This window comes from Streptomyces jeddahensis, from assembly GCF_001642995.1.
GTDB classification, from domain to species: Bacteria; Actinomycetota; Actinomycetes; order Streptomycetales; family Streptomycetaceae; genus Streptomyces; species Streptomyces jeddahensis.
Genome location: NZ_LOHS01000084.1, coordinates 163169 through 188639, shown reverse-complemented (window position 1 = coordinate 188639; position 25471 = coordinate 163169). Strand labels below are relative to the sequence as shown.

Here is a 25471-nt window from a genome sequence, read left to right as displayed (position 1 = left end):
TGGAAACGCTGAGCAGTTGCCTCCGCACGCCACTCCTATGAACCAACATGCACCGAGGACGCGGGGGTATGCGCGCGCCATGGGAATCGTAGACGCCATCGAACAAACTTTGGAGCGATGGGGAACTGGCATTTGGGCAACAGTGATCCGCGGAGACTCAGACCGCGAACAGGTAGAAGCAGTTTCCATGCTCCTCAAGGAGTGCGACGACCACGTTGCAATTCTGGGACGCGGTCGCATCCTTGTGCCCAACTCATTCATCCTGCTGCTGCCCGAGCCTAGCTACAGCGATCTCTGCGGCCACTCCGGTCAATTGGAGAAGTACCTGGCCAATCGGGTGCGTCGGCACGCCGCCGAACAGCACTACAGCTTCGTCGGCCGGGTAACGGTCGAACTACGGCCGTCCTCCAAGACGAATGCGGCCAAATATCAAATCACCAGCCACGTTGCACCAATCAGGGTTCACTCAACCGGATACGTGGTCGGCCATGCTTGACGCAGAGAACATGGCGGTCACTGGCGTAGCCGTGATCCGTTTACCACCCGAGCTGTTGACCTCGATTGCGTTAAGGGCACGCTTGTGAAGCCTGTCACCCGCAATCAGGGTGGGTGGCCGACAAACCGTCTTCGCTACCCCAATCCGAGAAGCACTCGGCGTCGGGTCAGGTATGCATGGTGCCCAGAGGGGGCAAGCGCGCTAGGAACGGAACTCCCGACCATGGGAAGAGTGGTCAGCATGGTCCCTGCACCAAGACGAGGGGACGACGGCCCTGTCCGGCTTGCCGAGCTGAAGGGCGAGTTGCTCGTCCAGTACTTCACCGGTGGCCTCGACTGCGTCACCGGAGCACGCGATGCGACCGCGGCCTTCCTTGCCGACCTCGCCAGGACCCGCCCACCCGAGTCCACGGAAGCAGCTGAGGACGTCCTGCTCGTCGCCAACGAACTGACAACCAACACCATCCGCTTCGCTCCAGGGCCCTTCACCCTCATGCTGCGTGACACCGGCGAGGCGATCCACGTCTCCATCACGGACACCAACACCGCCTCCCCCCGGCCCCGCCACCCGGACATGTCGGGACAGGGCGGGCTGGGCTGGCAGGTCATCAGCACTCTGGCGGAGCACACCTACGTCCTACCGGAACCCGGCGGCAAGTCCGTGCACGCCATCCTCCCGTGGTGACAGGACCTGAGGACGCGGCCGGGCATCCGTACCGCAACGCGCACACACCTCGCGCACGGCACGGACCAATGCGTGCTCGTACCGGAAGAACGCCGTGGGCGCCGTAAGTCGAAGGTGAACCCGCTCTCGGCGAGAATGCGCAGCCATCCTGAACGCTGGACATCCACAGGACGGTCCACATGGACTGGGCGGTCCGGTACGTACGAGCATGCCTCGGCGCCCTTCCGGCATGCCCGCACGTATGTGCCGTAGAAGTGCACGGCCCACTCGCCGAACACCAGTGGGCGCTCCTCGTGGAGGGGGAGACGTAGACGAGGAGCGACGAATCGTCCTCGGGCCGTCCGACCGTGCTGGGAGCCGGCGGCACCCGCCAGGCGGCGGACCGGGTGCGCAGGGCCGACCTACTGAACTTGGCTCAGCGCGGCCCCTGGACGCCGTGATCGACACATCCAGCGCGTTCGCCCTGGGCGGTCTGCGACCATGACTCCATGGACGAGGAAGTAATTCCCATTCTTCGCGTCGAGGACGCTGCGGCCGCGGTCGCTTGGTACCAGCGACTTGGCTTCGCCAAGCAGTGGGAACACCGCTTCGAACCGGGACTTCCCGCGTTCGTCGAGGTCGCCCGGGGTGGGATGCGGTTGTTCTTGTCGGAGCACAAGGGCGATGCCCGGCCCGACACGTTGGTCTACCTCCGCATTCGCGATGTGGAGGCCATCGCCTCCGAGTTCGGTGTGCAGGCGAAGGACGCTCCGTGGGCGCGTGAGATTGAGCTGCGCGACCCTGACGGCAACCGGCTGCGGATCGGCACGCCGACGGAATGACACCCGTCGGCAGCCCGCGGCAGGGCAGCTGTGCTGGTGGCTGAGCGAGTACGCGTCCGCGAGATCGATGACGACGAAGTGAAGCGCCTGCTGCGGATCATCCGCAGAGGCACGGGGTCAGTGGTGACCTGGCGGCGCGCCCAGATGGTGCTGCTGTCCGCGCACTCATGGACCGGCGGGGAGCGGAACGGGACCTGAGCGACCGCGGCCCCGGTCCCGCCCCCACACGCCCGCCCGCTGCTGCTCCACCTCATCGCGCGCCTGACCAGCGCCTACCAGAAGCTGCCCATCGGCGACCCCTTCCACGAGAACACCCTCGTCGGCCCGCTCATCTCCACCCAGGCCCTCGACGGCATGCAGAACGCCCTCACCCGCGCCCAGGCCCAAGGCAGCAAGATCCTGGCGGGCGGCAACCGGCGCCTGTCCGCCAACGCTCCCCGGGCCGCATACGTCGAGCCGGTCATCGTCCGCGTCGACGAACAGCTCGACGTCGTACGGGAAGAGACGTTCGCCCCGATCCTGTACGTCCTGACGTACGACACCCTCGACGAGGCGATCGCCCTGCACAACGACGTACCCCAGGGCCTGTCCTCCAGCATCTTCACCCGCGACCAGCAGGAGGCCGAGATCTTCCTCTCCTCCGAGGGTTCCGACTGCGGCATCGCCAACGTCAACATCGGCACCTCCGGTGCGGAGATCGGCGGTGCCTTCGGTGGCGAGAAGGAGACCGGCGGCGGCCGCGAGTCCGGCTCGGACTCGTGGAAGGCCTACATGCGCCCGGCCACCAACACCATCAACTACTCAAGCCGGCTCGCGCTCGCTCAGAACGTCAGCTTCCTCTGACCTCGCGCTGGGCATCACGTGCATGAATTGCGCTGGCCCTTGCCCGCCCCTCGGCCGGGCAAGGGCCAGCGGACACAACTCCACGGCCTGCGCCAGGTGCGGTCCCGTACCGGATAGTCCGGTAAGCAGGCAGGCCGGGGTCTCGGCGGTCCAGTCCATGCCGCCGGACCGTACGTCAGCCATGCCCCGAGCCGCGCCTCGTGTACATGCCACTTCTCCTGGGTACCTTCCCGACCGCCTCCCCCCATGGGCACTCGGGCAACGCCCGGTTGAAGTGGTTGCCACGGGCATGCCCCCTTCACCGGGCGGAGCTCCTTTCGACAGGAGTTCATGTGGTGATTTCACTTCGACGACCTGGCAGACGCATGGCCATCGCCTGCGCCGTGGTCACCGCCGCGGCGAGCGGACTGCTGCTGCCGATCGCCACGGCGCCGTCCGCCAAGGCGGCGGACGATTTCCGGCCCCAGCTCGTGACGGTCGACACCCCCAGCCGCGCCGCCAAGGAAAAGCTCGCAGCCCTCGGCCTGGACCTCACCGAGCACGCCGGACACGACTTCACCGAAGTCGTCCTGCACCGCCCGGCCGACGCCATCGCGCTGCAGATGGCGGGTCTCAGCTGGGAGGTCCGCATACCCGACCTCGTCGAGCGGGAGTCCGAGGTCAACGCCGCGAACCGCGCCTATGCCGCCGCCACCGCGACCTCACCGCTCCCGTCAGGACGCGACAGCTACCGCCGGCTCTCCGACTACAACGACGACCTGGACCGACTGGCGTCGCTGCGTCCTGGTCTGGTGAAGAAGTTCGCCCTCAACCACAGGAGCCTCGAGGGCAAGCCGGTGTACGGGGTGGAGATAGCGCACGACGTGACGGCCGCCGAGGACGGCCGTCCCGTCTTCCTCATGATGGGCCTGCACCACGCGCGCGAGTGGCCCTCCGGCGAGCACGCCATCGAGTTCGCCTACGACCTGGTCGAGAACTACGGCACCGATGAGCGCATCACCGCCCTGCTGAAGAAGGCCCGCGTTCTGGTTGTGCCCGTGGTCAACGTCGACGGCTTCGAGAAGTCCGTCAACGACGGCCAGTTGATCGACCTGCGCGCGATCGACGGCGGTGGCACCGGCTCGATCCTGGCCACGCCCGGCAACGCGTACAAGCGCAAGAACTGCCGGATCGTCGACGGCCTCACTCCGCTGGCGAACGAATGCGCCCTCGCGAGCAGCCCCGGCGGCTTCGGCGCCGGCATCGACCTCAACCGCAACTACGGCGGCTTCTGGGGCGGTCCGGGCGCCGCCGCTGAGCCCGCCGACGCCACCTACCGCGGCCCCGCACCGTTCTCCGAGCCCGAGACGCAGAACATCCGCGAGCTGATCAGCACCCGCCAGGTCACCGGCCTGATCACCAACCACACCTTCTCCAACCTGGTGCTGCGCCCGAACGGCGTCGCGCCCGACACGGTCGGCCCCGACGGACTGCCCGTCGGCAACCCGCCGGACGAGGCCGCGCTGAAGGAGCTCGGCGATCGCATGGCTCAGCAGAACGGCTATACGAGCCAGCACAGTTGGGAGCTGTACGACACCACCGGCACCACCGAGGACTGGTCGTACAACGCGACGGGCGGCTTCGGCTACACCTTCGAGATCGGGCCCGACGAGTTCCATCCGCCGTTCCCGGAGGTCGTCGACGAGTACCTCGGCTCCGGCCAGTACGCCGGGAAGGGCAACCGCGAGGCGTTCCTGCTCGCGCTGGAAAGCGCAGTCGATCCCGAGTCCCACTCCGTGATCAGCGGCAAGGCTCCCGAAGGGGCCACGCTGCGGCTGAAGAAGACCTTCGCCACGCCCACCTGGTCGGGCACGATCAAGGACACCCTCGACACCACCATGACTGTCGGCGAGGGCGGCAGCTACACGTGGCACGTGAACCCCTCGACCCGGCCGGTCGTCAAGGCCCGCCAGATCGAGGTCATCTCCTCCGAGCCCCTGAAGCGGCAGACGTACACGGGCACGACCACTCCGACGCAGCCCTCGGATCAGGAGTTCACCGTCGACCGGGCAGCCGACGTCCTCGAAGTGAAACTCGACTGGGCTACCCCGGACGACCTCGACCTCTACGTGTTCCGCAAGAACGCCGACGGCAGCCTCAGCCAGGTCGGCAGTTCCACCGGCTCCGTCGGGGAGAAGGAACGGGTCCTCCGCGACGACCCGGAGCAGGGCACGTACGTGCTGCGGGTGGAGAACTGGGCCTCCGTCGCGCCCTCCTGGACCCTCACGGCATCGCTCTACGACGCGACCGCGGACGAGGTGGGCGGCGTCATCGAGAACTGGACGCTGTCCTGCGAGAAGGACGGAAAGGTCCTCGAGCAGGTGCCGGTCGTCGTCGACCGCGGACAGCGGGTCAAGGCGGATCTGAAGACCTGCGCGAAGAAGTGGGGCACGAGCTGATGGCGCGCGCATGGTTGAGACGCCTCGCCGCCACCGCCTCGCTGGTGCTGGCCGCGTCACTGCTTCCTGCCGCGGCCGCCGCGGCGGACGGATCCGATGTCGCCGTCACCACGGTCGACGGCCAGGAGGTCGTCGACGGCGCGGTGCCGCAGCCGGTCAGCGGCCCGGTCGACGTGACAGGCACAGCACGCACAGGATCCCCGGGCGCAGCGCCCGCCCCCGCCCCGTTGCACGCCGACGCGGGCGACAGCTCCTTCGTGGCCGTGGGTCAGAAGGCCGTGCTGCTCGGCAGCGCCTACGGCGGCACCGCGCCGTACACCTGGGCCTGGACCGCAGAGCGCGGCACCATCACCGGCGCGGACTCGGCGAGCACCTCCTTCGACACCACCGGGCTCGACGCAGGCACGTACGAGGTGCGGCTCACCGTCACCGACGCCGCGGGCGGCACGGCGAGCGACACCGTCAAGGTCGTCGTGGTCCAGGAGACCACCGACGAACTGCTCAACGAGACCAAGGCGGACCCGACGCCGGGCGTCTTCCCCACCGGCCAGGCCGTGGAGTTCCCCTTCGACGTCCCGTCCGGCGTCGCTTCCCTCGACGTCACGTTGTCGTGGACGACGACCGCCCAGGACTACGATCTGCGGGTCACCGATCCATCGGGCGAGATCGTGGCGCGGTCCGAGTCGGCCGACCACCCGGAGCGGACCTCGGTCTCCTCCCCGCGCGCGGGCACCTGGAAGGTCGTCGCCGTCAAGTGGGCCACAGTGACCGACGAGGTGACGGCCCGGGTCGTCGCCAGCCAGCGCCCCGCCGACCCGCGGCCGGTGGTGGACGCAGGAGGACCGTACGAGTTCGAGACCGGCGCCGAGCAGCGGCTCAGCGGCACGGTCTCCGGAGGCACCGGGCCCGTCGAAGCGGCCTGGGACCTCGACGCCGATGGGCGGTTCGACGACGGTACGGGCACGACGGCCACACCCGAGCTGCCCGAGGGCAGGCACCTGGTCACCCTCAAGGCGACCGACGCGAACGGTCTGGAACGCCGCGAGACCACCTCCGTGCTGGTGGGCAGCGCGGACCGGCTCGCTGCCGGGCCGCCGGTCACGGTCATCGGCATCGCCGACACCGGCATCAACCCGTACCACCTGGAGTTCTCGGCCCGCACCTATCCGGATCCGGACGTCCTGGCGCTGACGAGGAACTTCACCCGCCACCCGTCGGAGTACATCCCCGGCTATCCCGCCTCCGCGCCCGCCCTCCCGGTGACCCTCGGCAAGGGCTATCTGCCGGAGGAGGACAAGGACTTGTGGAGGAGCGGGCGGGTGCCCGGCGGCACGCTGCACTGGATCCCCGGCACCAAGATCATCGGCGCGTACTCGTCGAGCATGGACGGTGATCATCCGGTCCTCGACGACAACGGGCACGGCACCGGCTCCGCCTCCGTCGCGGCCGGGAACCGCTACGGCTACTGCCCGAGTTGCCTGCTCGTCATGGTCGAAGGACTCGACGAGACGGTCGCCACCAAGTACCCCTGGGTCGACATCACGTCGCACTCCTTCGGCTACATCGGAGGCGCCCCGGTGGGCCCTGTGCTCAGCGGCGAGGAGGTGACCAAGGACGCCGCCGAACGCGGCCAGACCGTGCTGTTCGCCGCCGGCAACGGCGTCGGCAACGCCTTCGACGTACCGGTCAGCACCTGGCACTCCGACCAGACGGGACCCGACTGGAACATCACCGTCGGAGCGCTGCGCCGCGACGACCAGCGCGCCGTCGTCGGCGACGGAATCCCCGTGCATCTGTCGTCGTGGGGCATCGGCAGCCTGCCGTCCCCCTGCCACACCGGCGTACTGTGCCAGGACCAGTTCAGCGGCACCTCCGCCGCCACCCCGTACACGGCAGGTGTCTTCGGCACGACGCTGCAACGGGTCCGCGACACGATCGGTGACGCTAGGGCAGGTCAGAAGAGCGGCCAGGTGGTCGCCGAAGGCACGGCGCTGCCCGAGAGCGTGTACCTGGACGACGGCAGGCTCACGCGGGGCGAACTGCGTGAGGCGGTCCTGAAGAACGCCTTCCCGCTCGGCGAGGACGACCTGCCCTCCGCCAGTTGGCCGCTCGCCTCGCCGTACTCGGCCGGCAACGTCCTCTTCGAGGGCTACGGAGCCGCGACACCGGAGACGGCACGACGGGCCGTGGACGTGCTGCTCGGCCGGGCGCTGCTGCCCGAACGGCCCGTCGAGGACGACTTCTTCGCCGCCGACCGTGCCATCAGGGACACGATCTGGGGCGGCTACGACCGGGACGGCGACGGCACGGAGGACCAGGCATCGCTGCCCACCGGGCTGTCGGCCGGTCTGGACGACGTGGCGACACTCGACGGCTCGCTCGCCGTGCTGCGCAGAACGCTGGAGGCGCAGAACGGCGCACAGAAGGACGAGGGCGGGCAGGCCCAAGGCCCGCACTCCGCACAGGCGTATCGCTACTACCTGCACCAGGGCCCGGACTGTGCGGGTGAACGGACGATGGACCGCACCGACCGCGACGACGACGCGGACGGCTGCGCCGTCGGCGACACCCTGTCGTCCGCGGCGCCGTATCTGCCCACCGCCGCCCACCCCGCGACCGACACCCTGGACGCGCCACTCGCCGCGGGATCGCAGGTACGGGCCGAACTGTACGTGCGTACCCGCGCCCCGGCGGCACTGGTGGGCCCCACCGTCGTCCTCCTCGCCACCGACCGGGAGATCGGTCGCGCCAAGGCCGCGGCACAGCCGGTCACGGGCGCCTGGACCAGGTTCACCATCGAGTTCGACACCGACCGGCACGCCTTCACCGGAGAGCAGCTGACCGTACAACTGCTCTCCGACACCACCGCGTTGGCCATCGTGGGCTACGAGGACGGCCACGCCACGCAGCTGTCGATCGACCCGGCGCCACTGCCCCCGAGCGGCCTTGAGTTCGGCGTCACGATCGCTGCTCCGTCGGACGGCGCCCAGGTCGCCGAGGGCGAGACCGTCATCGCGGGCGGCCGGTACGCCTTCCCCGACCTCGGCACCGACCCGGAAGGCGTCGGCGGCCGGCCGGAGACCCGGCGGGTGCAACTGTCGGTGGACGACGAGACCTTCGCCTCACCCGTCTCCGCGAGGCTCGACGAGGCCACCGGCACCTGGCGGGCCGAGGCGGGCCGGCTCGACGTGGGCGAGCACGTGCTGTACGCACGCGCGGTCCGGGACGGGACGCCCTCGGACGTCGCCAAGACGACGTTCCGCGTCACGCCGGACGCCCACGTCGAATGGCAGGTCGTCAGCCGCAACGCTCCCGTGGATGGGGAGGCCTGGCGTCGCGCCGCCGGCCTGGGCGCATGGTCGTTCCCGCTGACCACGTCCTCGTACGGCAACGGCCACCGGACGATCGTGGTACGGCTCGTGGAAGGCGGCACCGAGACGGCACGGGACACGGTGCGGGCCCGGTTCCGCTGATCGGCCGGTCCTCAACCGCTGTTGAGCACGGCAGTCGGAGGCGGAGGCGGTGATCGGAGGGGCGACGGGACAGCCAGACGTCCCGTCGCACCTCCGTTTCAGGCGCTGCTTGAAGAGCCGCCTCACCGACGCGGCTGGGGCCGCTTTGGGCCGCCCTTTCGCTTGGCGCTCGGGGCGGTCAGCGTGGTGCCTCGCCCTGGGCGACCTCGACTTCGTGGTGGAAGGTGATCACGCCGGTCACCGCGGCGCAGGCCGAGACGGCCGTGCAGGCGGCGAGGAGCAGGGCGATCCAGGAGGCGGTGCGCGGACGGGCCTCCGGCGACGCGAGGAGGGCCGCGACCCGCTGAGGGACCGGGCCGGTGGTCGCCGCGGAGGCGAAGTCGGGCCGGGTGGAGCGCGAGGCCTGGGCCGCGAGAGCGGCGCGGGCGATGGCACGCGCGGTCAGGCGCCGATCGCCGACGGCGGCGGCAGCGGCCTCGTCAGCGGCTCTTTCCGCGGCGAGCTGGATGGCGCCGCGGACACGACGCAGGCCGGGGTGGCAGTGTGCCGCCAGTTCTGCGGCGACGAGGAAGCGGTGGTGGCTGCCGGCGTTGTGGGCGCGTTCATGGGCGAACAGCGCCTCTCTCTCAGCCGGGCCGAGCGTCCGGAGCATCGCTGTGGTGACGACGATGCGGTTCGGCCGGCCCGGCAGGGCGTACGCATCCGGATGGGGCGAGTCGATGACGCACAGGTCTCCTGCGGTGGGACTGCGCTCGGCCTGCACGCGGGCCGAGCGGAAGGCACGGAGCTGACGCAGGGCCGATCGCAGAATCGTCAGGACGCTGACGGTGAGTACGCCGGTGGCCGCCGCGGCCGCGGGCAGGACGAGGAGGTCCGACGGCGTAGGCAGGGGCCGGACGAGCTCGCCGAGCGCGGCAAAGAGGGGCAGCTTCAGCAAGCCCGTCAGGACCAGCGCCCCGAGCGCGGACACGGAGGCTCCGGCCAGCACGATCGCGGTGAGGGTCAGTGCCCACAGCGCGGCGACGGGACCGAGGCGGTCGAGCGCGCGCCCGGCCAGCGGCTGCACCGCGAAGGGCAGGAGCAAGGGCACCAGCAGCAGAGCGGTCATTGCTCACCCGATTCCAGGAGCTCCCGCAGGAGCCGCTCGTCGTCGGAGCTGAGCTGCGCGACGAAGCGGGCCAGGACCGTCTCGCGGTCGGCGTCCCGGTCGAGCTCGCTGTGCATGCGGCGGGCGGTGAGGCCGGGGGCGTCCTGGACGGGGAAGTACGCATAGCCGCGCCCCTGCCGGTGACGGTCGACGATGCCCTTCTCGTACAGGCGGGACAGGATGGTCGTAACGGTGGTGCGGGCGAGGTCCGAGGCGAGGTCGGCCTGTACCTGCGCGGGTGTGCGCGGTCTGCCGGCGGCCCACAGGGCGGCCATGACGGTGGCTTCGAGCTCGCCCGCCGGTCGGCGTTCGTCCTTCGCGTCGGTCATGGGAACGATCCTCACCACGTCATCGTCTACAGTGCAGTAGACCGTCTACAGGATTGTAGTCGATCGGGTGCCGTGTCCACGTGCTCCCGCCCGTCAAGTATGAGAGGGCTCGCGACGATGGCCGCACCCTTGTTCACAGCATCACAACCGGCACTGTCACAACTGGCGGTGAATGTCCTCAGCGCACCGTCCCTGCTGTCCGCTTTCGGCGTGCTGGGTGTCGGCGCGGTGCTGTTCGCCGAGACGGGGCTGTTGATCGGCTTCTTCCTGCCCGGTGATTCTCTGCTTTTCACGGCGGGCCTGCTGAGCAGCGGGTCGGCTCACGGCGGCCTGCGGCCGTCGCTGATGCCCCTCTTGCTCGTCGCTGCCGCGGGGGCGCTGGCCGGCTCGCAGTGCGGCTATCTGATCGGGCGGAAGGCGGGAGGAACGCTGATCGCCCGCAGTCGCTCGGCCCGCCTGCATGCGGGAGCTCGGCGCGCCGAGGAGTTGCTGGAGCGGTACGGATACGCAAAGGCGGTCGTGCTGGCCCGGTTCGTGCCGGTGGTGCGCACGGTGCTGAACCCCATGGCAGGCGCACTGCGGGTGCCCGTAGGCACGTTCACCGTGTGGCAGGTGATCGGCGGACTGGCCTGGAGCCTGGGCCTCACCCTCGCCGGATACTTCCTCGGTTCGTCCGTCCCGAACGTGGACCGCTATCTGCTCCCGATGGTCGCGGTGATCGTCACCCTGTCGTTGGTTCCCCTCGCCGCCGAGTTGTACCGCTCCCGCCATGAGACAGCCGAGGAGAAGGGAAGCGCGGGATGATGCTCGCCTTCGACGGGTCCGCGATCGACGGCTCCGCCTACACAGGGGTGGTGGACCTCGCCCGCCGCTCCCCCGCCTGGCTGGACAGCCTCGTGTCTGCCTGGTCCACGTACGGGCTGGCTCTGTTCGCCGTGCTCATGGTCGTGGGCTGGTGGCGGGCGCGGCGCGTGAGCGCCTCGGCGGCGGTGGTCGCGATGGCCGCGCCGGTGACGGTCGTCGTGGCGTACGCGGTGAACGACGCGCTCAAGCTGGTGGTGCGAGAGGACCGTCCCTGTCAGAGCCTGCGTGTGACGACGCTGGAGGCGTGTCCGGCACCGGGCGACTGGTCGTTTCCCAGCAACCATGCGGCCATCGCCGCCGCGGCCGCCGTCGCACTCCTCTTCGTCTCCCGCCGCCTCGGTGCGGTCGCGGTGGTGGCCGCCTGCGCGATGGCCGCCGCCCGGGTGTGGGTCGGCGCGCACTACCCCCACGACGTCGTGGCCGGTGCCGCGGTCGGTGCCCTGGTCGCGCTGCTCCTGACGGCGGGAGTGCGCAGCCGTCCCGACGCCCTGGCGCGACGGCTCACCGCGACGCGGCTGAGGCCGCTGCTGGTGGCGCCATGATCCGCAGGGACGTCGCCGACACGGCCGTCTGCACGGGCCTCGGCGCGCTGGCCGCGTTCGGCGTACTGGCCATCGTCGTGGTCGGCGCCAACGGAGACACACTGTTCACGGACGATGACCTCCACTCATGGTCCCTCGCGCACCGCCCGGACGTCGTGGTGGCCCTGGCCCGTGGTCTCACCGCCACCGGCACTGGTGTCGTCCCCTATACGCTGGCCGTGCTGGCGGGAATTCTTCTCGGGCGCACCGTGCGGCACCGTCTGCTCGCGGTGGCCCTCTGCGTCGCGTGCCTCGGGGCCGGGCAGGCCGCCCGGTACACCGTGATGCATCTGATCACCCGGCCCCGCCCGCCTCAGGCGGACTGGGCGTCGCACGCATCGGGCTGGTCGTTCCCCTCCGGCCACGCCACCACCGCGGTCGTCACCGCCGGAATGCTCGTCATCGCGGTGGTCGTGCGCGCTCCTCGCGGCAGAACGGTGCTCACCTTCGTCATCGGCTGCTGGGGCGCGCTGGTCGGACTCACCCGCGTCTATCTCGGGGTGCACTGGTTCACCGACGTCATGGGCGGCTGGCTGTTCGCCGTCGGCTGGCTGGGGCTGTGCCTCGGCGCCGCGGCCAGGTGGCTGCCGGAGCACTTCGTCGTCGGCACCGCCGGAATGACCCGGGAGCCAGCCGTTGCGGCGAAGGGGACACGCGAGCAAGCCGCTGCCAAAGACCGGACATAAGAACACGCGGAGGACGCATGCGCCACAAGATCCTGGTCGTCGAGGACGATCACGCCCTGCGTGACGTACTGCTGCGCGGCCTGCGCGACGAAGGCTTCGAGACCGTGCCCGCGCGGGACGGTGCGACCGCCCTGCGCCTGGCCTGTGACGACGTCGTCGCCGTCGTACTCGATGTCGGGCTGCCCGATGCGGACGGACGGGACGTCTGCCAGGCGATGCGAGCAAACGGCTTCCCCTCCCCCGTCATCTTCCTGACGGCTCACCACCGGCTCACGGACCGACTCAGCGGGTTCTCCGCCGGCGGAGACGACTACCTGCCAAAGCCCTTCCACCTGGCCGAACTCGCCGCCCGGCTGCGGGCCGCACTCAAACGCTCCGGCCCTCATCCGGCCACCGCGACCGGAGACCTGGTGCTGGACGCCGTCCGCCACAGCTTCACCGTCCGTGGCGCCGAGGTCGCCCTCACCCCGACGGAGTTCCGCCTCCTGGCCGCGCTCATGGCCGCGTCCGGGAACATCGTGCGCCGCCGCGAGCTGATCAGAGCGGCCTGGCCCGAGGGCGCCCAGGTCAGCGACAACACCCTCGACCAGTATCTGACCCGGCTGCGCCGTAAGCTCCGCGACAGCGGCAGTGAGCTGACCGTCACCACTGCGCGTGGAATCGGCCACCGCCTGTCATGATCGTGTTCGTATCCCGTCTCACGCCCCGCACGCTGCGCGGCCGGCTCTCCCTGGTGGCACTCACCACCGCCGCGTTCCTGATGGTCATCCTCACCGTCGTGTTCAACGCCGTGGTCCGTCAGCATCTTCAGCACCAGGCGGACGACGAACTGCGCACCCGGGCCGCCGCCGTCGCCACCACCGTCGACACCGGCCCCCACGGAGTGCGGGTCCTGGAGACGTCGAACGACGCTCTCCTCGACACCAACGTGTGGATCTACGCAGGTACGCGCCTGCTCGAACGGCCGCCGTCCGCCCCCGCCAGCAGCCCCGTCACGCGCGCCGCCGGCAGGCTCGCCGCACGCGGCGGGCCGCACTGCGCCACCCTCGACAGCCGCGCCCCCGTCCGGCTGTGCTCACAGCCCGTGAGCGGCGGAACGAGCGACGCGACGGTCGTCGCCGCCCTGGACCTGTCCCCCTATCGCAGCTCCGCCGACACCATGCTCCTGGCGTCCCTCACACTCGACGCCGTCATGCTCGCCTGCACCTACGCGCTCACGCGTCTCGCGGTGGGCCGTGCGTTGCGTCCCGTACGCACCATGACCGACCAGGCCACCCAGTGGAGCGCCGTCGCCTCCACCGAGCGTTTCGGCCGCGGGGAACGGCCCACGGAACTCGCTCGGCTGGGTGCGTCGTTGGACGCGCTCCTGGACCGCATACGCGCGGTGCTGCGCCACGAGCAGCAGCTCACCAGGGAGCTGTCGCACGAACTGCGCACCCCGCTCAGCCGGATCATCGCCGAGCTCGACTGGTGGCGAGCTCGCCCGCGCTCCGAAGCCGACACCCAGACAACCCACGCGGCGATAGCGGACGCCGCCCAGTGCATGCGCACGATCTGCGACACCCTGCTGGACGACGCCCGCGACAGTGCGTCCGCCGTGCCCGGCACGGCCGAGGTTCTGCCCACGCTGCGCCGGCTCACCGAACACCTCGATCTCCCGGGCCACGTGAAGGTACTCATCAGCGGGACGGAACCGCATCTGGAGGCCGGAGTACCACCCGCGCTCCTCGAACGCATCATCAGCCCTCTCCTCGAGAACGCCGTGCGGTACGCGCGCTCACGCGTCACCGTCCTGGCAGGCCGACAGCCGGACGGCGTACGCATCGACGTCACCGACGACGGCCCCGGCGTACCGCCCTCGTTCGCCGGCCAGCTCTTCCACCCGGGCCGGCGTACCGCTCCCGGGGACGGGCACGGCGGAGCGGGCCTGGGGCTACCGCTCGCGCGACGCCTGGCCCGATCCGCCGGCGGGGAGGTCAACTACGACCCCCAGCACACGCCCGGGGCGGGGTTCGCGGTGAGCCTGCCTGCGGGGTGAACGCCGCAGGCGTGTACCGAGTCCGGAGCTGTCGCAGAAGGCCGGGCCGCGTACCGCGGAGCGGGCCGCGGCCTCGTCCAGGCGAGGCCGCGGCTCGCTCCCACTCCTTCGGCCATGACGTGCGCTACGGCCAACGGCGCACCGCTGGTGCACGGTTCGTGGTCACGCTGCCTCCCGCGTGACCCGCCCGGGCTCGCCGACGTCCTTTCGCGTCACCGTCAGGAACACGACCAGCCCAAGAATGACCACCAGGAACAGCACGCTGGTGACCACGGTGCCCAGGCCGAGGCCGCCGTCCGCGGTCGGCTGGGACAGGTAGTCGCCCACCGACGCGCCGAGCGGCCGGGTGAGGACGTACGCGATCCAGAAGCTCCACACCGCGTCCAGGCCGAGCGCGAAGTGCCCCACCGCGACCGCGGCGATCGCGAGAGCGAAGAGGACTGCGGACACCCAGTATCCGAGTGCCATGCGCTCGGCGACCAGGTCACCGGCTGCGGTGCCCAGCGCGAAGGTGAACAGGACCGCGAGCCAGTAGAAGGTCTCGCGGGGCAGGGTGTCGATGCTGTGGATGGACAGGGTCCGCTCACGGCTATACCAGACGACGAACACCACCGCGAGGACGACCGCGAACACCGTCGTACTCGTCTCCAGTGGTACGCCCAGGTTGTCGGTGAGATTGTCGCTGATCAGGGTGCCGACGACGCTGATCAGGGCGACGGCGAGCCAGTAGACGCCGGCGCGGTAGGCGGTCGTCCGGAACTGGGCAATGAGCACCGCGACCAGCAGCACGCTCATCAGCAGCGACACGCCCGTCAGGCCCAGTCCCAGCTTCTCGTTCAGGAGATCGGCCGCGGTCTCGCCGACCGTCGTGCACAGCACCTTGATCACCCAGAAGTACACGGTGACTTCGGGAACCTTGTTCCACCGAAGGCGGTGGCCTGGTGCGGCACCGACGCGGCTGTAGGCCGCGGACGTCTCAGAAGTCTCAGATGTCATGAGACCCGACGGTGCCAGCCGTTGCCTGAACAGATCCTGACCACAGGGCTCGGTGGCTGTGGCCGACCGCACCGCGTGGAGTCACACTCGGCTCTTACCTCTGTCATCGCGGTGCTTTACCCGGTTGGGCCATCGTGTGTGGCGCACCCCGGCTGGCGGGGCTGCGGCAAGGGCGGGGGCGAGAGAGAGCTGATATGAGCGCGCTCCGTTGGCTGTCCAGGGCATCCGGCAGCGGGACGTACGGAGTCCGGGAAGGCTCCGACGACGCTTTGAGTGATCTCACCGACACGCTGCCCGAGAACGAGGGCGACGACATGGACGTGGGTGGAGGCGAGGACGCGGGTTGCTGTGTCCTGGACTTCGCCGAAGACAGCGACGTGACCTCGCTTCGCGAGATGCTGCGCGGCTATTTCGAGTGAACCGCTCCCGGCACCAGGACGCCCCGTCCCAGCGCCCGGATGACCTGCCCACGCTAGGGCACCACCTGCACCACCTGCCCTGTCGGCTATTGGACCGCTGACGGCGAGAGTTACCTCATCACATTTGGAGAAGACGACGCATGGTCTGGAACAGCGCCTCGAGCAAGCCGCGGTTCAGCATTGTGATACCTGTCTACAAGGTGCAGGGTTATTTGCGCGAGTGCCTCGATTCGGTACTGGGGCAAGGCTTCACGGACTTCGAGGTCATCGCTGTCAACGACTGCTCACCGGATGCCTGCGGTGCGATCCTGGACGAGTATGCGGCCCGTGATTCTCGGGTGATGCCCGTACATCTGGAACGTAACGGCGGTATCGGCAACGCCCGTAATGTGGGCGTCAAGCTGGCCAGGGGCGACTATCTCCTGTTCCTGGACAGCGATGACACCCTGACCGCGCATGCGTTGCATTCCATGCAGCAGCGCCTGGTGGAGTCACGCGACCCCGACCTGCTGTTCTTCGACCATGTGCGTACGTATTGGTGGGACATGGCCCAGCCGAGTGCGACCTCGCATCTGCTGGAGCAAACCGGGGATGAGATTTTCCGTCCCGCCGAGCGCCCCGACCTGTTCCACTTGTTCGCGGTGGTGTGGAACCGGCTGTTTCGGCGAGAGTTCTTCATCAGCAGCGATCTGACGTTCACCGACGGGCTGTATGAGGATGCGCTGGTGGTGTATCTGGCGATGCTCACGGCCGATACCGGGGCCTGTCTGGACCGAGTGTGTGTGGAGTACCGGCAGCGCAGGCAGGGCAACTCGATGAAGACGCCAGGCCGTGAGCATTTCACCATCTTCCAGCAGTATCAGCGGCTGTTCGACTTCCTGGACGCCCATCGTGAACTGGACGCATTGCGGCCGGTCCTTTTCCAGCGGATGGCCAGTCACTTCCTGTTCACTCTGGCCCGTACCTCCCGGGTCGTGCCCGCGGACCGCAGGGAGTTCTTCAGCCGGGCTTCAGCGATGTACAAGGCGCATGTACCGGCCGGCTTCCGGGTGCCGTCGGGCCTGCTCGGCGCGAAGTTCAGGGCGCTGCATCTGGGGTCATACACCGCTTTCCGGTGTGCCAAGACGGTCAACTTCACCCGGGTATCGGCCAGGAAGGCGATCAGGAAGAACAGACGTGCCGTGGCCAGGCGCCTGCAGGCGGCTCACTACTGGATACAGCGGCAGCTCCCGATCGACGAGCAGCTGGCCGTCTATTCGGCCTACTGGAGCCGCGGACCGGCCTGTAATCCGCTGGCTGTCTACCGTGCGGCGCAGGAACTTGCGCCCGAGGTGCACGGTGTGTGGGTGGTCAGGCCGGATGCGGTGGGGGATGTGCCTGAGGGCATGGATCATGTCGTTCTGGGCAGCCGCCGCTACTGGCGGGTGATGGCCCGGGCCAAGTTCTGCGTCAACAACGTCAACTTCCCCGATTCCGTCGCGAAGCGGCCAGGACAGATACACCTGATGACGCATCACGGCACGCCGCTGAAGCGCATGGGTGTGGACCAGCAGCGTTTCCCGGCGGCCGCCAAGGGGATGAGCTTTCGCCGGCTTCTGCAGCGCGCCGACCGCTGGGACTACAGCCTGTCGTCCAACCAACTCTCCACCGAGCACTGGGAACGCGTCTATCCGTGCGGCTTCACATCCCTCGACTACGGCTATCCGCGCAACGACGTGTACTACACCTCCACCGCGCACGATGTCGCCAGGGCTCGAGAGCGGCTCGGTATCGCCCCCGGCCGGACGGCGCTGCTCTATGCCCCCACCCTGCGCGACTACCAGGCCGGCTATGCGCCCGCCATGGACCTGGCGAACGTCGCCCGCGCCCTGGGCCCAGACTTCCTGCTGATGGTCCGCACGCACTACTCCTACGCGCAGGACCCCCGGCTGGCCGAGCTCCAGCAGCAGGGACTGCTGCTGGACGTCTCCCGCCACCCAAGCGTGGAGGAACTCTGCCTCGCCGCAGACGCCCTGATCACCGACTACTCCTCGATCCAGTTCGACTTCGCCTGCCTGGACCGGCCCATCATCATCTACGCCGCCGACTGGGAGACCTACGTCAGGTCCCGCGGCGTCACGTTCGACCTGCTCTCCGGCAAGGAGGGTGATACGCCGGGCGCCGTCGTCACCACCGAGGAGGAACTGGTCGCGCTGTTGCGTGACGGCGACTGGGACACCGAGCAGACCACCGCGCTGCGCGCCGCGTTCCGCCGGCGCTTTTGCGCCTACGACGACGGGCACGCCTCCGAGCGGGTGGTACGCCGCGTGCTGCTCGGGCAGGAGATCACACCGCCCGCAGGCGGTGCCCGCCTTCCGATGCCCGCACCCCAGCCGGTCACGGCCGCACGTCCGGCCGTGACCGGCGCAGCCGGCCCGCATCGCGAGCACACCTCCCCGCGGCCCGCAGCCGCCGGGCTGCACCGTGGGGAAACGAGCCCGCACGGCGAGGATGCCGACAGGCGGATGGTGCCCCAGCCCTGACCGGCCGCCGCCGAGCATCCTTTCGCGTCCGTGATATCCGCAAGCGCCTCACGTGCAGGACTACGACACCATGACCGCCCTCGCTGTCCCCGCGTTCCAACCGACGCGGGGCCGGACCGCTCACCGTGTTCCCTGGCTGATCCTGGTCGCGGCCGGCTATTTCGCCGTGCAGCTGCTGTTCGTCATCCCGCGCCTGGGACACGCCCTCGGCTGGGACGAGACCGTCTACGTCTCGCAGGTTGATCCCCGCCACCCCGCCGCCTACTTCAGTGCCCCCCGCTCCCGCGGCACCAGCCTCCTGGTCGCCCCGGTCGTCGCGTTCACCGGCTCCGTCACCGCGCTGCGGGTGGCGCTGGCCCTGTTCTCCTCGACCGGGCTCTGGGCGGCTTTCCGCATCTGGGAGCCGCTGCCAGGACGGCGCGCCACGGCGCTCGCCGCGCTGCTGTTCGCCGGGCTGTGGGTGACCCTGGCGAACGGCACGCAGGCCATGCCCAACCTCTGGGTGGCACTGAGTGCGGTCGCCGCCGCTGGATGGTTCCTGCGCGCCCCCGTCGAGCGCCGGGCCCGCGGATGGCTGGCCGGCTGCCTTGCTGCCGCTACGCTCTTCCGCTTCTCCGATGGCCTCTGGCTGGCCCTGCCACTGCTGGCCACCGCCGCGCTGGTACGCCGTCGGCGGCCGATGCTGCCGTGGATCGTCGGCGGCCTGGCGGCGGGCGCCGCGGAGTGGATCGTCGAGGCCTACGTACGCTTCGGCGGCGTCAGCGCACGGCTGCAGCAGTCGTCCGTCAACGAGGGCGGCCTCGGCCTGCACCTCAACCTTGCCAACGCGTGGCGCAGCCTGGACGGCCCGCAGCTGTGCCGCCCCTGCCACGCCCACCTGGTCCACCCTGAACTCACCCTCTGGTGGCTCGCATTGCCGTTGCTCGCCGCCACCGCGCTGGCCGCCGCCGCACGTCGCGGGCGCATCGAACCCGCCGCCGTGCCCATCGCCTGCGCGGCAGCCACCGCCTTCCCCTACCTCTTCCTCATCACCTACTCCGCACCCCGCTTCCTCCTCCCCGCCTACGCCCTGCTGTCGCTGCCCCTGGCCGAGCTCGCATGCCAGGCAGTGCGCACGTCCCGCACCCCTGCCCTGGCCGGCGGCCTCCTCGCCACCGCCGTCGCCCTGCACCTCACCGGCCAGGGCCTCGTCCTACAGCGCGCCACCACGCAGACCGCGAAGACCGCCACCCTCTACCAGACGGTGGGTCACGACCTGAGTGGTCTCGGTATACGCCCGCCCTGCGTGGTCGCGGGCACCTTCGCACTGGCCCCTGCATACGACGCCGGCTGCAGCTCACCGCAGACACGCACCCGGATCCCCGCCGGCCTCCTCACCCGCCGCAGCAGCCCTCGCCCGCACTACGCCCACAGCTGGACGCCCCATCGCCTTGCCGGCACCACCTGGTCGGTCTTCCTGCCACGCCGCTGATCCGGGACTCCGCCCGTGTGGACCATGGCCCGGGGGAACCGCCTCGCCGTAGGCTCCCGAGCCGTCGCGGCATCGTCAGGCAGTTACTGCCATCGGCGCCGGCAAGGGAACAGAAGGTGGCCCGCCTCCCGGGCGACCTCCAGCACCATCGGCGCCAGCCGTCGTGGGTCCATCGCCCGTGTGTCGCCGCAGAGGGAGAGCGCCGCGGTGGCCGGGCCGCGGCCGCGCAGCGGGGCCGCGACGCAGGAGATGCCGGTCATGGACTCCTCGTTGTCCAGGGCGACTCCGTGCCGCAGCCGGACCTGTTCCAGCTCGCGCAGCAGGTCCGCGATGGTGCGGATCGTGTGCGTGGTTCTGACCGGAAGCCGCCCCCGGTACGAGCGGTAGGTGGCATCGACGTGGGCCGGGTCCAGCGACGCGAGGATGGCCTTGCCCACCGCAGTGGTGTGCGCGGGCAGGCGGCCTCCGAGCCGGGTGGGCAGGTTGGCGGCGAACCGCCCGCCCACCTTGTCCAGGTAGACGACATCGCGTCCGTCCAGCACGGCGAGGTGGCTGACGAAGCCCGTTCTCTGGCACAGCTCGTACAGCAGTGGGTTGACGACGTCCCGGACCTCGCTGTGATCCGCCGCGAGCCCGCCGAGTTCCAGCGGGCGCATGCCGAGACGGTAGCCACCGGCGGAGTGCGCGAGCCAGCGCAGCCGGATCATCTGGTCGAGTATGCGGTGGACGGTGGAGCGCGGCAGGCCGGTGCGCTCCGCCAGCTCCAGCAGGGACAGCGTGGGCGTGCCCGGATCGAACGCGTCGAGTATGAGCGTCATCCGCTCGATCATGGAGTTCGGCGGCGAGGAACGGTGCCGGGCCTGCGCGGTGTCGGCCGCCGCCGACGCGCGGCCGTCCTGCCCGGGGAGAGAGGTCCCCACGTGGTCATCGACGATCAACGGGGACGTCATGTTCCACCTCCGCCTGGTCACTGACGCCGAGAACCCTGCGCCTGTCTGCCGGTATGTCAGGCTTCGGCCGAGAGGGGAAGAGCCAGGACAGCCCGGCGGCCCTCCCGGGCTGAAGTGGCAGACGCTGTCACGCGTCAGAGGCCTCACGATTCGTAGCAATACCAGAGGTAACCGCGCATAACCGCGCCCCGGCGACCTTGCGTCCGGCGACCTTGCGTCGCGACCCGAAGCCGCTCTGCGCCGGCCCTGGTCGGTTCGGCGTCCAGAGCGTGTCCCGGTGAGTGGGAACGGGGAGACCGCTCACCGGGATTCACCGGGATCCGGGCTTCCGTCTGACGATGCGTCAGACGAGGGTGGGACATGCCTCCCCCCAAGGTCGCGTCACCGTCTGAACGACGTCCTCGATGACGTCGTCGATCCCGGGGTGGAGCATGTCCATGTCCCTGTCCAAGAAGCCGGTCAAGAAGCCGGCCCGTTCCTTCTCCTCGCGTGCCTCCGCGTTCGCCGGGATGGGCACGGCCGCCCTGCTGACGTGCCTGCCCGGAGCGGCCACGGCGGCGGAGCCGGCCGAGTCAGGCGAGTCGGACTGCCCGGTGGTGGCGAGCGCGCAGGGCCTGCAGGTGATGGTGAGCGCCAGCGACAACACGGCGCTGCAGGCCCCGTCGGGCGCGGCGATCCCAGCCGCACAGGCCTGCGTCAACTCCGGTGTCGGGGAGTCGTCCGGGTTCGCCGGCAACCCGTATCCCGGCGAGACGATCGTCTCCGCGCCCGCACTGCTCGGCAGCCAGACCGGTCAGAAGTTCCCCGGATACCCGGCGTACGCGTCCTCCCGGTACCCGTCCGAGGAGAAGTCCGACGCCGGGCAGCAGGGCCTCACTCTCACCTCGCACAGCACGAAGAACTCCACGCGGGCGAAGGCGCAGACACGCCTGGGGCAGGACGCCGCTTCGGCGTCCACCACCGCGCTCGCTCAGGCCGACGTCGATCCGGCCAAGCGGGTGGGCAAGGCCTCGGCCACCGCGGACACCCAGCCGATCACCGTCAACGGCGTGCTGCGGCTCGGCCGGGTCCTCAGCGCCGCTACGGCCACGGTCGACGCGGACGGCAAGCTGGTGCGCGATGCGCGGCTGACCATCGGCCGCACGGAAGTCGCAGGGCAGGTCGTGGAGATCACCCGGAAGGGGATACGGGCGGCGGGTCAGGCGGTGCCCCTGCCTGACGCGGGCAATCCGGCCGATCCCGGCGATCCGGCCGATCCGGCCGATCCGGCCGAGGCTCTCGCGGCTGCCGGAGTACGGGTGCGCTACCTCAGCGAGGAACGCACGGAACACGGCGTGATCTCGGCCGGCCTCGAGGTCCTCGCCCGGCAGAAGGACCCTCAGTCGGGGGCTGTCTACACGCTGCACTACGTCTTCGGCCGGGCGTTCGCCGCCGCCGACCGGGTCGAATCACCGCCGGGCGACGTGGAGATGCCGCTGCCGCCCGCAGCGGTACCTCCGCCCACGAGCGGCGATGACGCGCCCGCCGACTCGGCGCCCGCGCCGGAGGAAGAGCCGGCGACGGGATCCGACGCACCGCCGGACCAAGCCGCCGACGAGGCCTCCCCCGCACCCGATGCGCGGACGGCATGGCGTCTGGCCGGAAACCCGGCCGACATGGGGGTGACCGGCGTCTTCCTCGTGCTCGCGTTCGGCGCCGCGGCCACGTTCGCCTTCGGAAACCTGCTGCGCCTGTTGGGAGTGAAGACTCGATGGACCTCATGACCCGAGTACGCAGCCAGTGGGATCGGCTGACCGCGGCGGCGACCGGTGTGGGCGGTGCCGTAGCGCTGATCGTCGGCTGGCACGGGGTGAGCGGCACGCCGTACCCGGCCGAGCAACTGCCCTATCTGGCCAGCGCCGGCTTCGGCGGGCTGTTCCTGCTCGGCGTCTCGACCGCCCTGTGGCTGTCGGCCGACCTGCGTGACGAGTGGCGCAAACTCGACCGCATCGAGCAGGCGCTCCGCGCTGCGGACGGGCTCGGTACGTTCGAGGCCGGGCGGGTCGTCGGGGCCTCTGGAGCTCCCGGGGCTTTCGGGCCCACCGGGGCTCCCGCTGGTACCCCTGTTCCCGCAGCCTACGCAGCACCCGCACCCGCACCCGCCGAGCACGGCCGCACCGCCATCGCGACCGCTGCCCCTGCCGGTGCCGTGCCCGCGACCGCACCCAAGCCCGCTCCCTCAGCCGAGGACACGCGGTGAACGCCACGGACCGCCGCACCGAACCGTGGCGCGACGGCGACGCCCTGACGGTCTGCGCCACCACCCTGATCGGGCTCGCCGTGATCGCGGGTGCCTGGTTCGGCGTCAGTGGAACGGTGTCGGCGACCCGGCAGGCGGCCTGGCTGAACGCCGGGGCCGCCGGGTTCGCCATCGAGGCGGGCGGCCTGTGCCTGTGGCTGCTGAGGCTGCGTCGTGCGGTGGGCGAGCGCCGTGTCGCGCTGATCTCCCTCGCGCCGCAGGAGGATGCGCAGGAGCCGATGCGTACGGCGAGACCACCGCGGTGTACCAGACCGACGGACACGACCGTCCCGTTGCCGCTGGTGCGGGCAGCCGGGATGACGCGGGTGCACCATCCGGACTGCCCGCTGGTGGCCGGCAAGGACGTGACGCCGGCCGGTCTCGACGACGGTGAGCCGTGCGGGGTGTGTGCGGCGTGAACGATGTGCTGTCCTTCGTCGTCATCGGTATCACCACCGGCTCGGTGTACGGGCTGGCTGCGATGGGCCTGGTGCTGACGTACAAGACCTCCGGCATCTTCAATTTCGCGCACGGTGCGATCGCCGCGGTGGCCGCGTTCGCGTACTACGAGCTGCACGTCGTGCGCGGGCTGCCCCGGCCCGTCGCGCTGGCCGTCGCCGTGGTCGTGGTGCCGCCGGTGATCGCGCTGGTCATGGAACGCGTCACCCGGGGCCTGGCGGGCTCCACGCCGACCACGAAGATCGTGGCGACGGTCGGTCTGCAACTCGCCCTCACCATGGCCCTGGTCGCCCACTACGGCGGCTCCGGCCTGGACTTCCCCGCCTTCCTGCCCACCGACACCGTCGAGCTGGCCGGCATCAACGTGGGTGTCGACCAGCTGATCTCCGCGTCCGTCGCCGCCGCGGGAGCGCTCGGGTTCTTCCTGTTCTTCCGGATCTCGCCCATGGGCGTGAAGATGCGGGCCGTCGTGGACGATCCGGCGCTGCTGGCGCTGTGCGGCACCAGTGCGTTCACGGTACGGGCCTGGGCCTGGCTGATCGGATGCTGGTTCGCCGCGGTCTCCGGCGTGTTGCTGGCCCCTCAAATCGGTCTTGACGCCCTGCTGTTGACGCTGCTGGTCGTGCAGGCCTACGGCGCCGCGGCGGTGGGTTTCTTCTCCAGCCTCCCGCTCACGTACGCGGGCGGACTGCTCATCGGGGTGCTGGCCGCCCTCGCCACCAAGGTGGTGTCGCAGTCGGAGGTGCTGTCCGGGCTGCCGCCGGCGCTGCCGTTCCTGGTCCTGTTCGCCGTGCTGCTGCTTGCGGGCCGCGGCAGGCTCCTGGAGGTCGGTGAACACCGCTCCGCGCCGCCGTCGCCGCCGCTGATGTCCCGTACCGCCGCGCGTGTGGTGGCGGTCGCCGCCGTTGCGGTGGCGGTGGCGGTCCCGTTCCTGGCCGGCACCAAACTGCCGGTGTATTCGACGGCGTTGGTGTTCGTGCTGGTCTTCTCCTCGCTGCACCTGCTGGTACGCACCTCGGGCCAGGTGTCGCTGGCCCATGCCGCCCTGGTCGCGGTGGGCGCCTCGGCCTTCTCGCACCTTGCGGTCGGGGCTGGGCTGCCGTGGGCGGTCGCGGTGGTGCTGGCGGGCGCGGTCGCGGTGCCGGTCGGTGTGCTGGTGGCCGTACCCGCGATCCGGCTCTCCGGGCTGTATCTGGCCCTGGCCACCTTCGGTCTCGGGTTGCTGCTCGAGAAGGTCGTCTACGGCTCGACGTGGATGTTCGGGGCGACCGGCACGCTACCCGCGACTCGGCCCGCCCTGCTCGCCGGCGACACCGCCTTCTACTACGTGCTGCTCGCCGCCGCCGTCGCCGGATCACTGCTGGCCGCGACCATCGGCCGCAGTCGGCTGGGGCGGCTGCTGCGCGCCATGGCCGACTCGCCGACCACGCTGTCCACGCTCGGGCTCGGCGTGAACGTCACCAGGGTCACCGTCTTCGCCATCTCGGCGTTCATCGCCGGGATCGCCGGAGCCCTCCACGCCTCCCAGGGGCAGTCCGCGACCAGCGTGCCGTTCACGTCGTACGCCTCGCTGACCTGGCTGGCGATCCTGGTGCTCTGCTCCGGCCTGCGCTCGGCGGCCCCGGTGGCCGCAGCGGTGGGGCTGGTGGTCGTACCGGCGTACATCACCAACGCGACGGTCGTGGCGTGGCAGCCGGTGCTGTTCGGGCTCGGTGCGCTCGCCGTGGCCATCCGCGAAGCGCAGGCGGCGGGGCGGCGCGGCGGAGAAGCGGGCACCGCGACCCCGGCGGCGTCCCGGGCCGGCGAGCGCCTCGGCTCGGAAGGTCCGGCCGCCCAGCGGCTCAGGGTCGCCGCCGCCACAGGCGCGCGCCGCGCCGAGCCAGGGCCGGCGCGGGTCCGGCTGGGCGCGGGCCTGACGAGGGGGGCTTCGCGATGAGCGATATGCAGGGTGAGGTGACTTCGCGATGAGCGGTGGT

The 25471-nt window shown here is 70.4% G+C and carries 21 protein-coding genes and 2 pseudogenes; 19 read left to right on the top strand and 4 right to left on the bottom strand.

Features of this window, described 5'->3' with window-relative positions:
* Positions 1–79 precede the first annotated feature (79 nt).
* From STSP_RS37215 to STSP_RS18275, 7 genes and pseudogenes are all read left to right on the top strand, one after another.
* A complete protein-coding gene (locus tag STSP_RS37215) occupies positions 80–496 on the top strand; it encodes an FhaA domain-containing protein (protein WP_157902859.1) in 417 nt (138 codons plus the stop codon).
* A 240-nt stretch (positions 497–736) separates the two neighbouring features.
* Positions 737–1180: an ATP-binding protein gene (locus STSP_RS18295; RefSeq protein WP_067279046.1), complete on the top strand. Its 444-nt coding sequence runs from the start codon at positions 737–739 to the stop codon at positions 1178–1180.
* Between the two features lie 488 nt (positions 1181–1668).
* Positions 1669–2001 (top strand): glyoxalase superfamily protein, encoded by a 333-nt coding sequence (locus STSP_RS18290; protein WP_067278967.1) that lies wholly within the window; start codon positions 1669–1671, stop codon positions 1999–2001.
* A gap of 36 nt (positions 2002–2037) precedes the next feature.
* Positions 2038–2163, top strand: a pseudogene (locus tag STSP_RS37210) (IS630 family transposase); the annotation flags it as partial.
* 87 nt (positions 2164–2250) lie between these two features.
* Positions 2251–2844 (top strand): annotated as a pseudogene (locus STSP_RS18285) (aldehyde dehydrogenase family protein); the annotation flags it as partial.
* Positions 2845–3176: 332 nt separating this feature from the next.
* Positions 3177–5282 carry a M14 family metallopeptidase gene (locus STSP_RS18280; protein WP_067278966.1) on the top strand — a complete coding sequence of 702 codons (2106 nt, stop codon included), beginning with the start codon at positions 3177–3179 and terminating at the stop codon, positions 5280–5282.
* Entirely contained in the window at positions 5282–8755 is a 3474-nt protein-coding gene (locus STSP_RS18275) for a S8/S53 family peptidase (RefSeq protein ID WP_067279043.1), read from the top strand. The genes STSP_RS18280 and STSP_RS18275 overlap by 1 nt, the downstream gene beginning before the upstream one ends.
* 178 nt (positions 8756–8933) lie before the next feature.
* Here the strand turns inward: STSP_RS18275 and STSP_RS18270 are convergent, their stop codons facing one another.
* Positions 8934–9863 (bottom strand): M48 family metalloprotease, encoded by a 930-nt coding sequence (locus STSP_RS18270; protein WP_067278964.1) that lies wholly within the window; start codon positions 9861–9863, stop codon positions 8934–8936.
* Positions 9860–10231 (bottom strand): BlaI/MecI/CopY family transcriptional regulator, encoded by a 372-nt coding sequence (locus STSP_RS18265; protein WP_067278962.1) that lies wholly within the window; start codon positions 10229–10231, stop codon positions 9860–9862. Before STSP_RS18265 ends, STSP_RS18270 begins: the two co-directional genes overlap by 4 nt.
* Before the next feature lie 117 nt (positions 10232–10348).
* Here STSP_RS18265 and STSP_RS18260 point away from each other — a divergent pair, with 117 nt between their 5' ends.
* From STSP_RS18260 to STSP_RS18240, 5 genes are read left to right on the top strand one after another with little or no spacing between them, the layout of a single operon-like run.
* A complete protein-coding gene (locus tag STSP_RS18260) occupies positions 10349–11035 on the top strand; it encodes a DedA family protein (RefSeq protein WP_067278959.1) in 687 nt (228 codons plus the stop codon).
* Positions 11032–11637 carry a phosphatase PAP2 family protein gene (locus tag STSP_RS18255; RefSeq protein ID WP_067278955.1) on the top strand — a complete coding sequence of 202 codons (606 nt, stop codon included), beginning with the start codon at positions 11032–11034 and terminating at the stop codon, positions 11635–11637. The genes STSP_RS18260 and STSP_RS18255 overlap by 4 nt, the downstream gene beginning before the upstream one ends.
* Entirely contained in the window at positions 11634–12362 is a 729-nt protein-coding gene (locus STSP_RS18250; RefSeq protein WP_067278954.1) for a phosphatase PAP2 family protein, read from the top strand. Before STSP_RS18255 ends, STSP_RS18250 begins: the two co-directional genes overlap by 4 nt.
* Positions 12363–12379: 17 nt before the next feature.
* Positions 12380–13042: a response regulator transcription factor gene (locus tag STSP_RS18245; protein WP_067278951.1), complete on the top strand. Its 663-nt coding sequence runs from the start codon at positions 12380–12382 to the stop codon at positions 13040–13042.
* A complete protein-coding gene (locus tag STSP_RS18240; protein WP_067278946.1) occupies positions 13039–14400 on the top strand; it encodes a sensor histidine kinase in 1362 nt (453 codons plus the stop codon). The genes STSP_RS18245 and STSP_RS18240 overlap by 4 nt, the downstream gene beginning before the upstream one ends.
* Positions 14401–14562: 162 nt before the next feature.
* Here the strand turns inward: STSP_RS18240 and STSP_RS18235 are convergent, their stop codons facing one another.
* The gene (locus STSP_RS18235; protein WP_067278945.1) at positions 14563–15396 is read right to left on the bottom strand and encodes a COG4705 family protein; all 834 of its coding nucleotides are present in this window, start codon (positions 15394–15396) and stop codon (positions 14563–14565) included.
* 194 nt (positions 15397–15590) lie between these two features.
* Between STSP_RS18235 and STSP_RS18230 the strand changes: the two genes are divergently transcribed.
* The 3 genes from STSP_RS18230 to STSP_RS18220 all read left to right on the top strand — a co-directional run bounded on the left by STSP_RS18230 (position 15591) and on the right by STSP_RS18220 (position 19808).
* Positions 15591–15815 carry a hypothetical protein gene (locus STSP_RS18230; RefSeq protein WP_067278943.1) on the top strand — a complete coding sequence of 75 codons (225 nt, stop codon included), beginning with the start codon at positions 15591–15593 and terminating at the stop codon, positions 15813–15815.
* A 140-nt stretch (positions 15816–15955) separates the two neighbouring features.
* Positions 15956–18337 carry a bifunctional glycosyltransferase/CDP-glycerol:glycerophosphate glycerophosphotransferase gene (locus STSP_RS18225; protein WP_067278940.1) on the top strand — a complete coding sequence of 794 codons (2382 nt, stop codon included), beginning with the start codon at positions 15956–15958 and terminating at the stop codon, positions 18335–18337.
* A 70-nt stretch (positions 18338–18407) separates the two neighbouring features.
* Positions 18408–19808, top strand: a complete 1401-nt coding sequence (locus STSP_RS18220; RefSeq protein WP_067279041.1) for a hypothetical protein — start codon at positions 18408–18410, stop codon at positions 19806–19808.
* Between the two features lie 83 nt (positions 19809–19891).
* On the opposite strand, the gene STSP_RS18215 is transcribed toward STSP_RS18220, so the two are convergent.
* Positions 19892–20758: an IclR family transcriptional regulator gene (locus STSP_RS18215; protein ID WP_078067285.1), complete on the bottom strand. Its 867-nt coding sequence runs from the start codon at positions 20756–20758 to the stop codon at positions 19892–19894.
* Positions 20759–21195: 437 nt separating this feature from the next.
* Here STSP_RS18215 and STSP_RS18210 point away from each other — a divergent pair, with 437 nt between their 5' ends.
* The 4 genes from STSP_RS18210 to STSP_RS18195 are packed head-to-tail and all read left to right on the top strand — an operon-like array spanning position 21196 to position 25431.
* Positions 21196–22521 (top strand): hypothetical protein, encoded by a 1326-nt coding sequence (locus STSP_RS18210; protein ID WP_067278939.1) that lies wholly within the window; start codon positions 21196–21198, stop codon positions 22519–22521.
* Entirely contained in the window at positions 22518–22997 is a 480-nt protein-coding gene (locus STSP_RS39660; RefSeq protein WP_198547376.1) for a hypothetical protein, read from the top strand. The genes STSP_RS18210 and STSP_RS39660 overlap by 4 nt, the downstream gene beginning before the upstream one ends.
* Complete coding sequence (locus tag STSP_RS18200; protein WP_067278933.1) at positions 22994–23455, top strand: hypothetical protein; 462 nt, start codon at positions 22994–22996, stop codon at positions 23453–23455. Before STSP_RS39660 ends, STSP_RS18200 begins: the two co-directional genes overlap by 4 nt.
* Entirely contained in the window at positions 23452–25431 is a 1980-nt protein-coding gene (locus tag STSP_RS18195) for a branched-chain amino acid ABC transporter permease (RefSeq protein WP_157902858.1), read from the top strand. The genes STSP_RS18200 and STSP_RS18195 overlap by 4 nt, the downstream gene beginning before the upstream one ends.
* Positions 25432–25471 lie beyond the last annotated feature (40 nt).

Excerpts from the sequence above, each read along its gene's own strand:
- STSP_RS37215 (WP_157902859.1), top strand. The coding sequence starts at position 80 with ATGGGAATCGTAGACGCCATCGAACAAACTTTGGAGCGATGGGGAACT.
- STSP_RS18295 (WP_067279046.1), top strand. The coding sequence starts at position 737 with ATGGTCCCTGCACCAAGACGAGGGGACGACGGCCCTGTCCGGCTTGCC.
- STSP_RS18290 (WP_067278967.1), top strand. The coding sequence starts at position 1,669 with ATGGACGAGGAAGTAATTCCCATTCTTCGCGTCGAGGACGCTGCGGCC.
- STSP_RS18275 (WP_067279043.1), top strand. The coding sequence starts at position 5,282 with ATGGCGCGCGCATGGTTGAGACGCCTCGCCGCCACCGCCTCGCTGGTG.
- STSP_RS18270 (WP_067278964.1), bottom strand. The coding sequence starts at position 9,863 with ATGACCGCTCTGCTGCTGGTGCCCTTGCTCCTGCCCTTCGCGGTGCAG.
- STSP_RS18265 (WP_067278962.1), bottom strand. The coding sequence starts at position 10,231 with ATGACCGACGCGAAGGACGAACGCCGACCGGCGGGCGAGCTCGAAGCC.
- STSP_RS18260 (WP_067278959.1), top strand. The coding sequence starts at position 10,349 with ATGGCCGCACCCTTGTTCACAGCATCACAACCGGCACTGTCACAACTG.
- STSP_RS18255 (WP_067278955.1), top strand. The coding sequence starts at position 11,032 with ATGATGCTCGCCTTCGACGGGTCCGCGATCGACGGCTCCGCCTACACA.
- STSP_RS18250 (WP_067278954.1), top strand. The coding sequence starts at position 11,634 with ATGATCCGCAGGGACGTCGCCGACACGGCCGTCTGCACGGGCCTCGGC.
- STSP_RS18245 (WP_067278951.1), top strand. The coding sequence starts at position 12,380 with ATGCGCCACAAGATCCTGGTCGTCGAGGACGATCACGCCCTGCGTGAC.
- STSP_RS18240 (WP_067278946.1), top strand. The coding sequence starts at position 13,039 with ATGATCGTGTTCGTATCCCGTCTCACGCCCCGCACGCTGCGCGGCCGG.
- STSP_RS18235 (WP_067278945.1), bottom strand. The coding sequence starts at position 15,396 with ATGACATCTGAGACTTCTGAGACGTCCGCGGCCTACAGCCGCGTCGGT.
- STSP_RS18230 (WP_067278943.1), top strand. The coding sequence starts at position 15,591 with ATGAGCGCGCTCCGTTGGCTGTCCAGGGCATCCGGCAGCGGGACGTAC.
- STSP_RS18225 (WP_067278940.1), top strand. The coding sequence starts at position 15,956 with ATGGTCTGGAACAGCGCCTCGAGCAAGCCGCGGTTCAGCATTGTGATA.
- STSP_RS18220 (WP_067279041.1), top strand. The coding sequence starts at position 18,408 with ATGACCGCCCTCGCTGTCCCCGCGTTCCAACCGACGCGGGGCCGGACC.
- STSP_RS18215 (WP_078067285.1), bottom strand. The coding sequence starts at position 20,758 with ATGACGTCCCCGTTGATCGTCGATGACCACGTGGGGACCTCTCTCCCC.
- STSP_RS18210 (WP_067278939.1), top strand. The coding sequence starts at position 21,196 with ATGTCCCTGTCCAAGAAGCCGGTCAAGAAGCCGGCCCGTTCCTTCTCC.
- STSP_RS39660 (WP_198547376.1), top strand. The coding sequence starts at position 22,518 with ATGACCCGAGTACGCAGCCAGTGGGATCGGCTGACCGCGGCGGCGACC.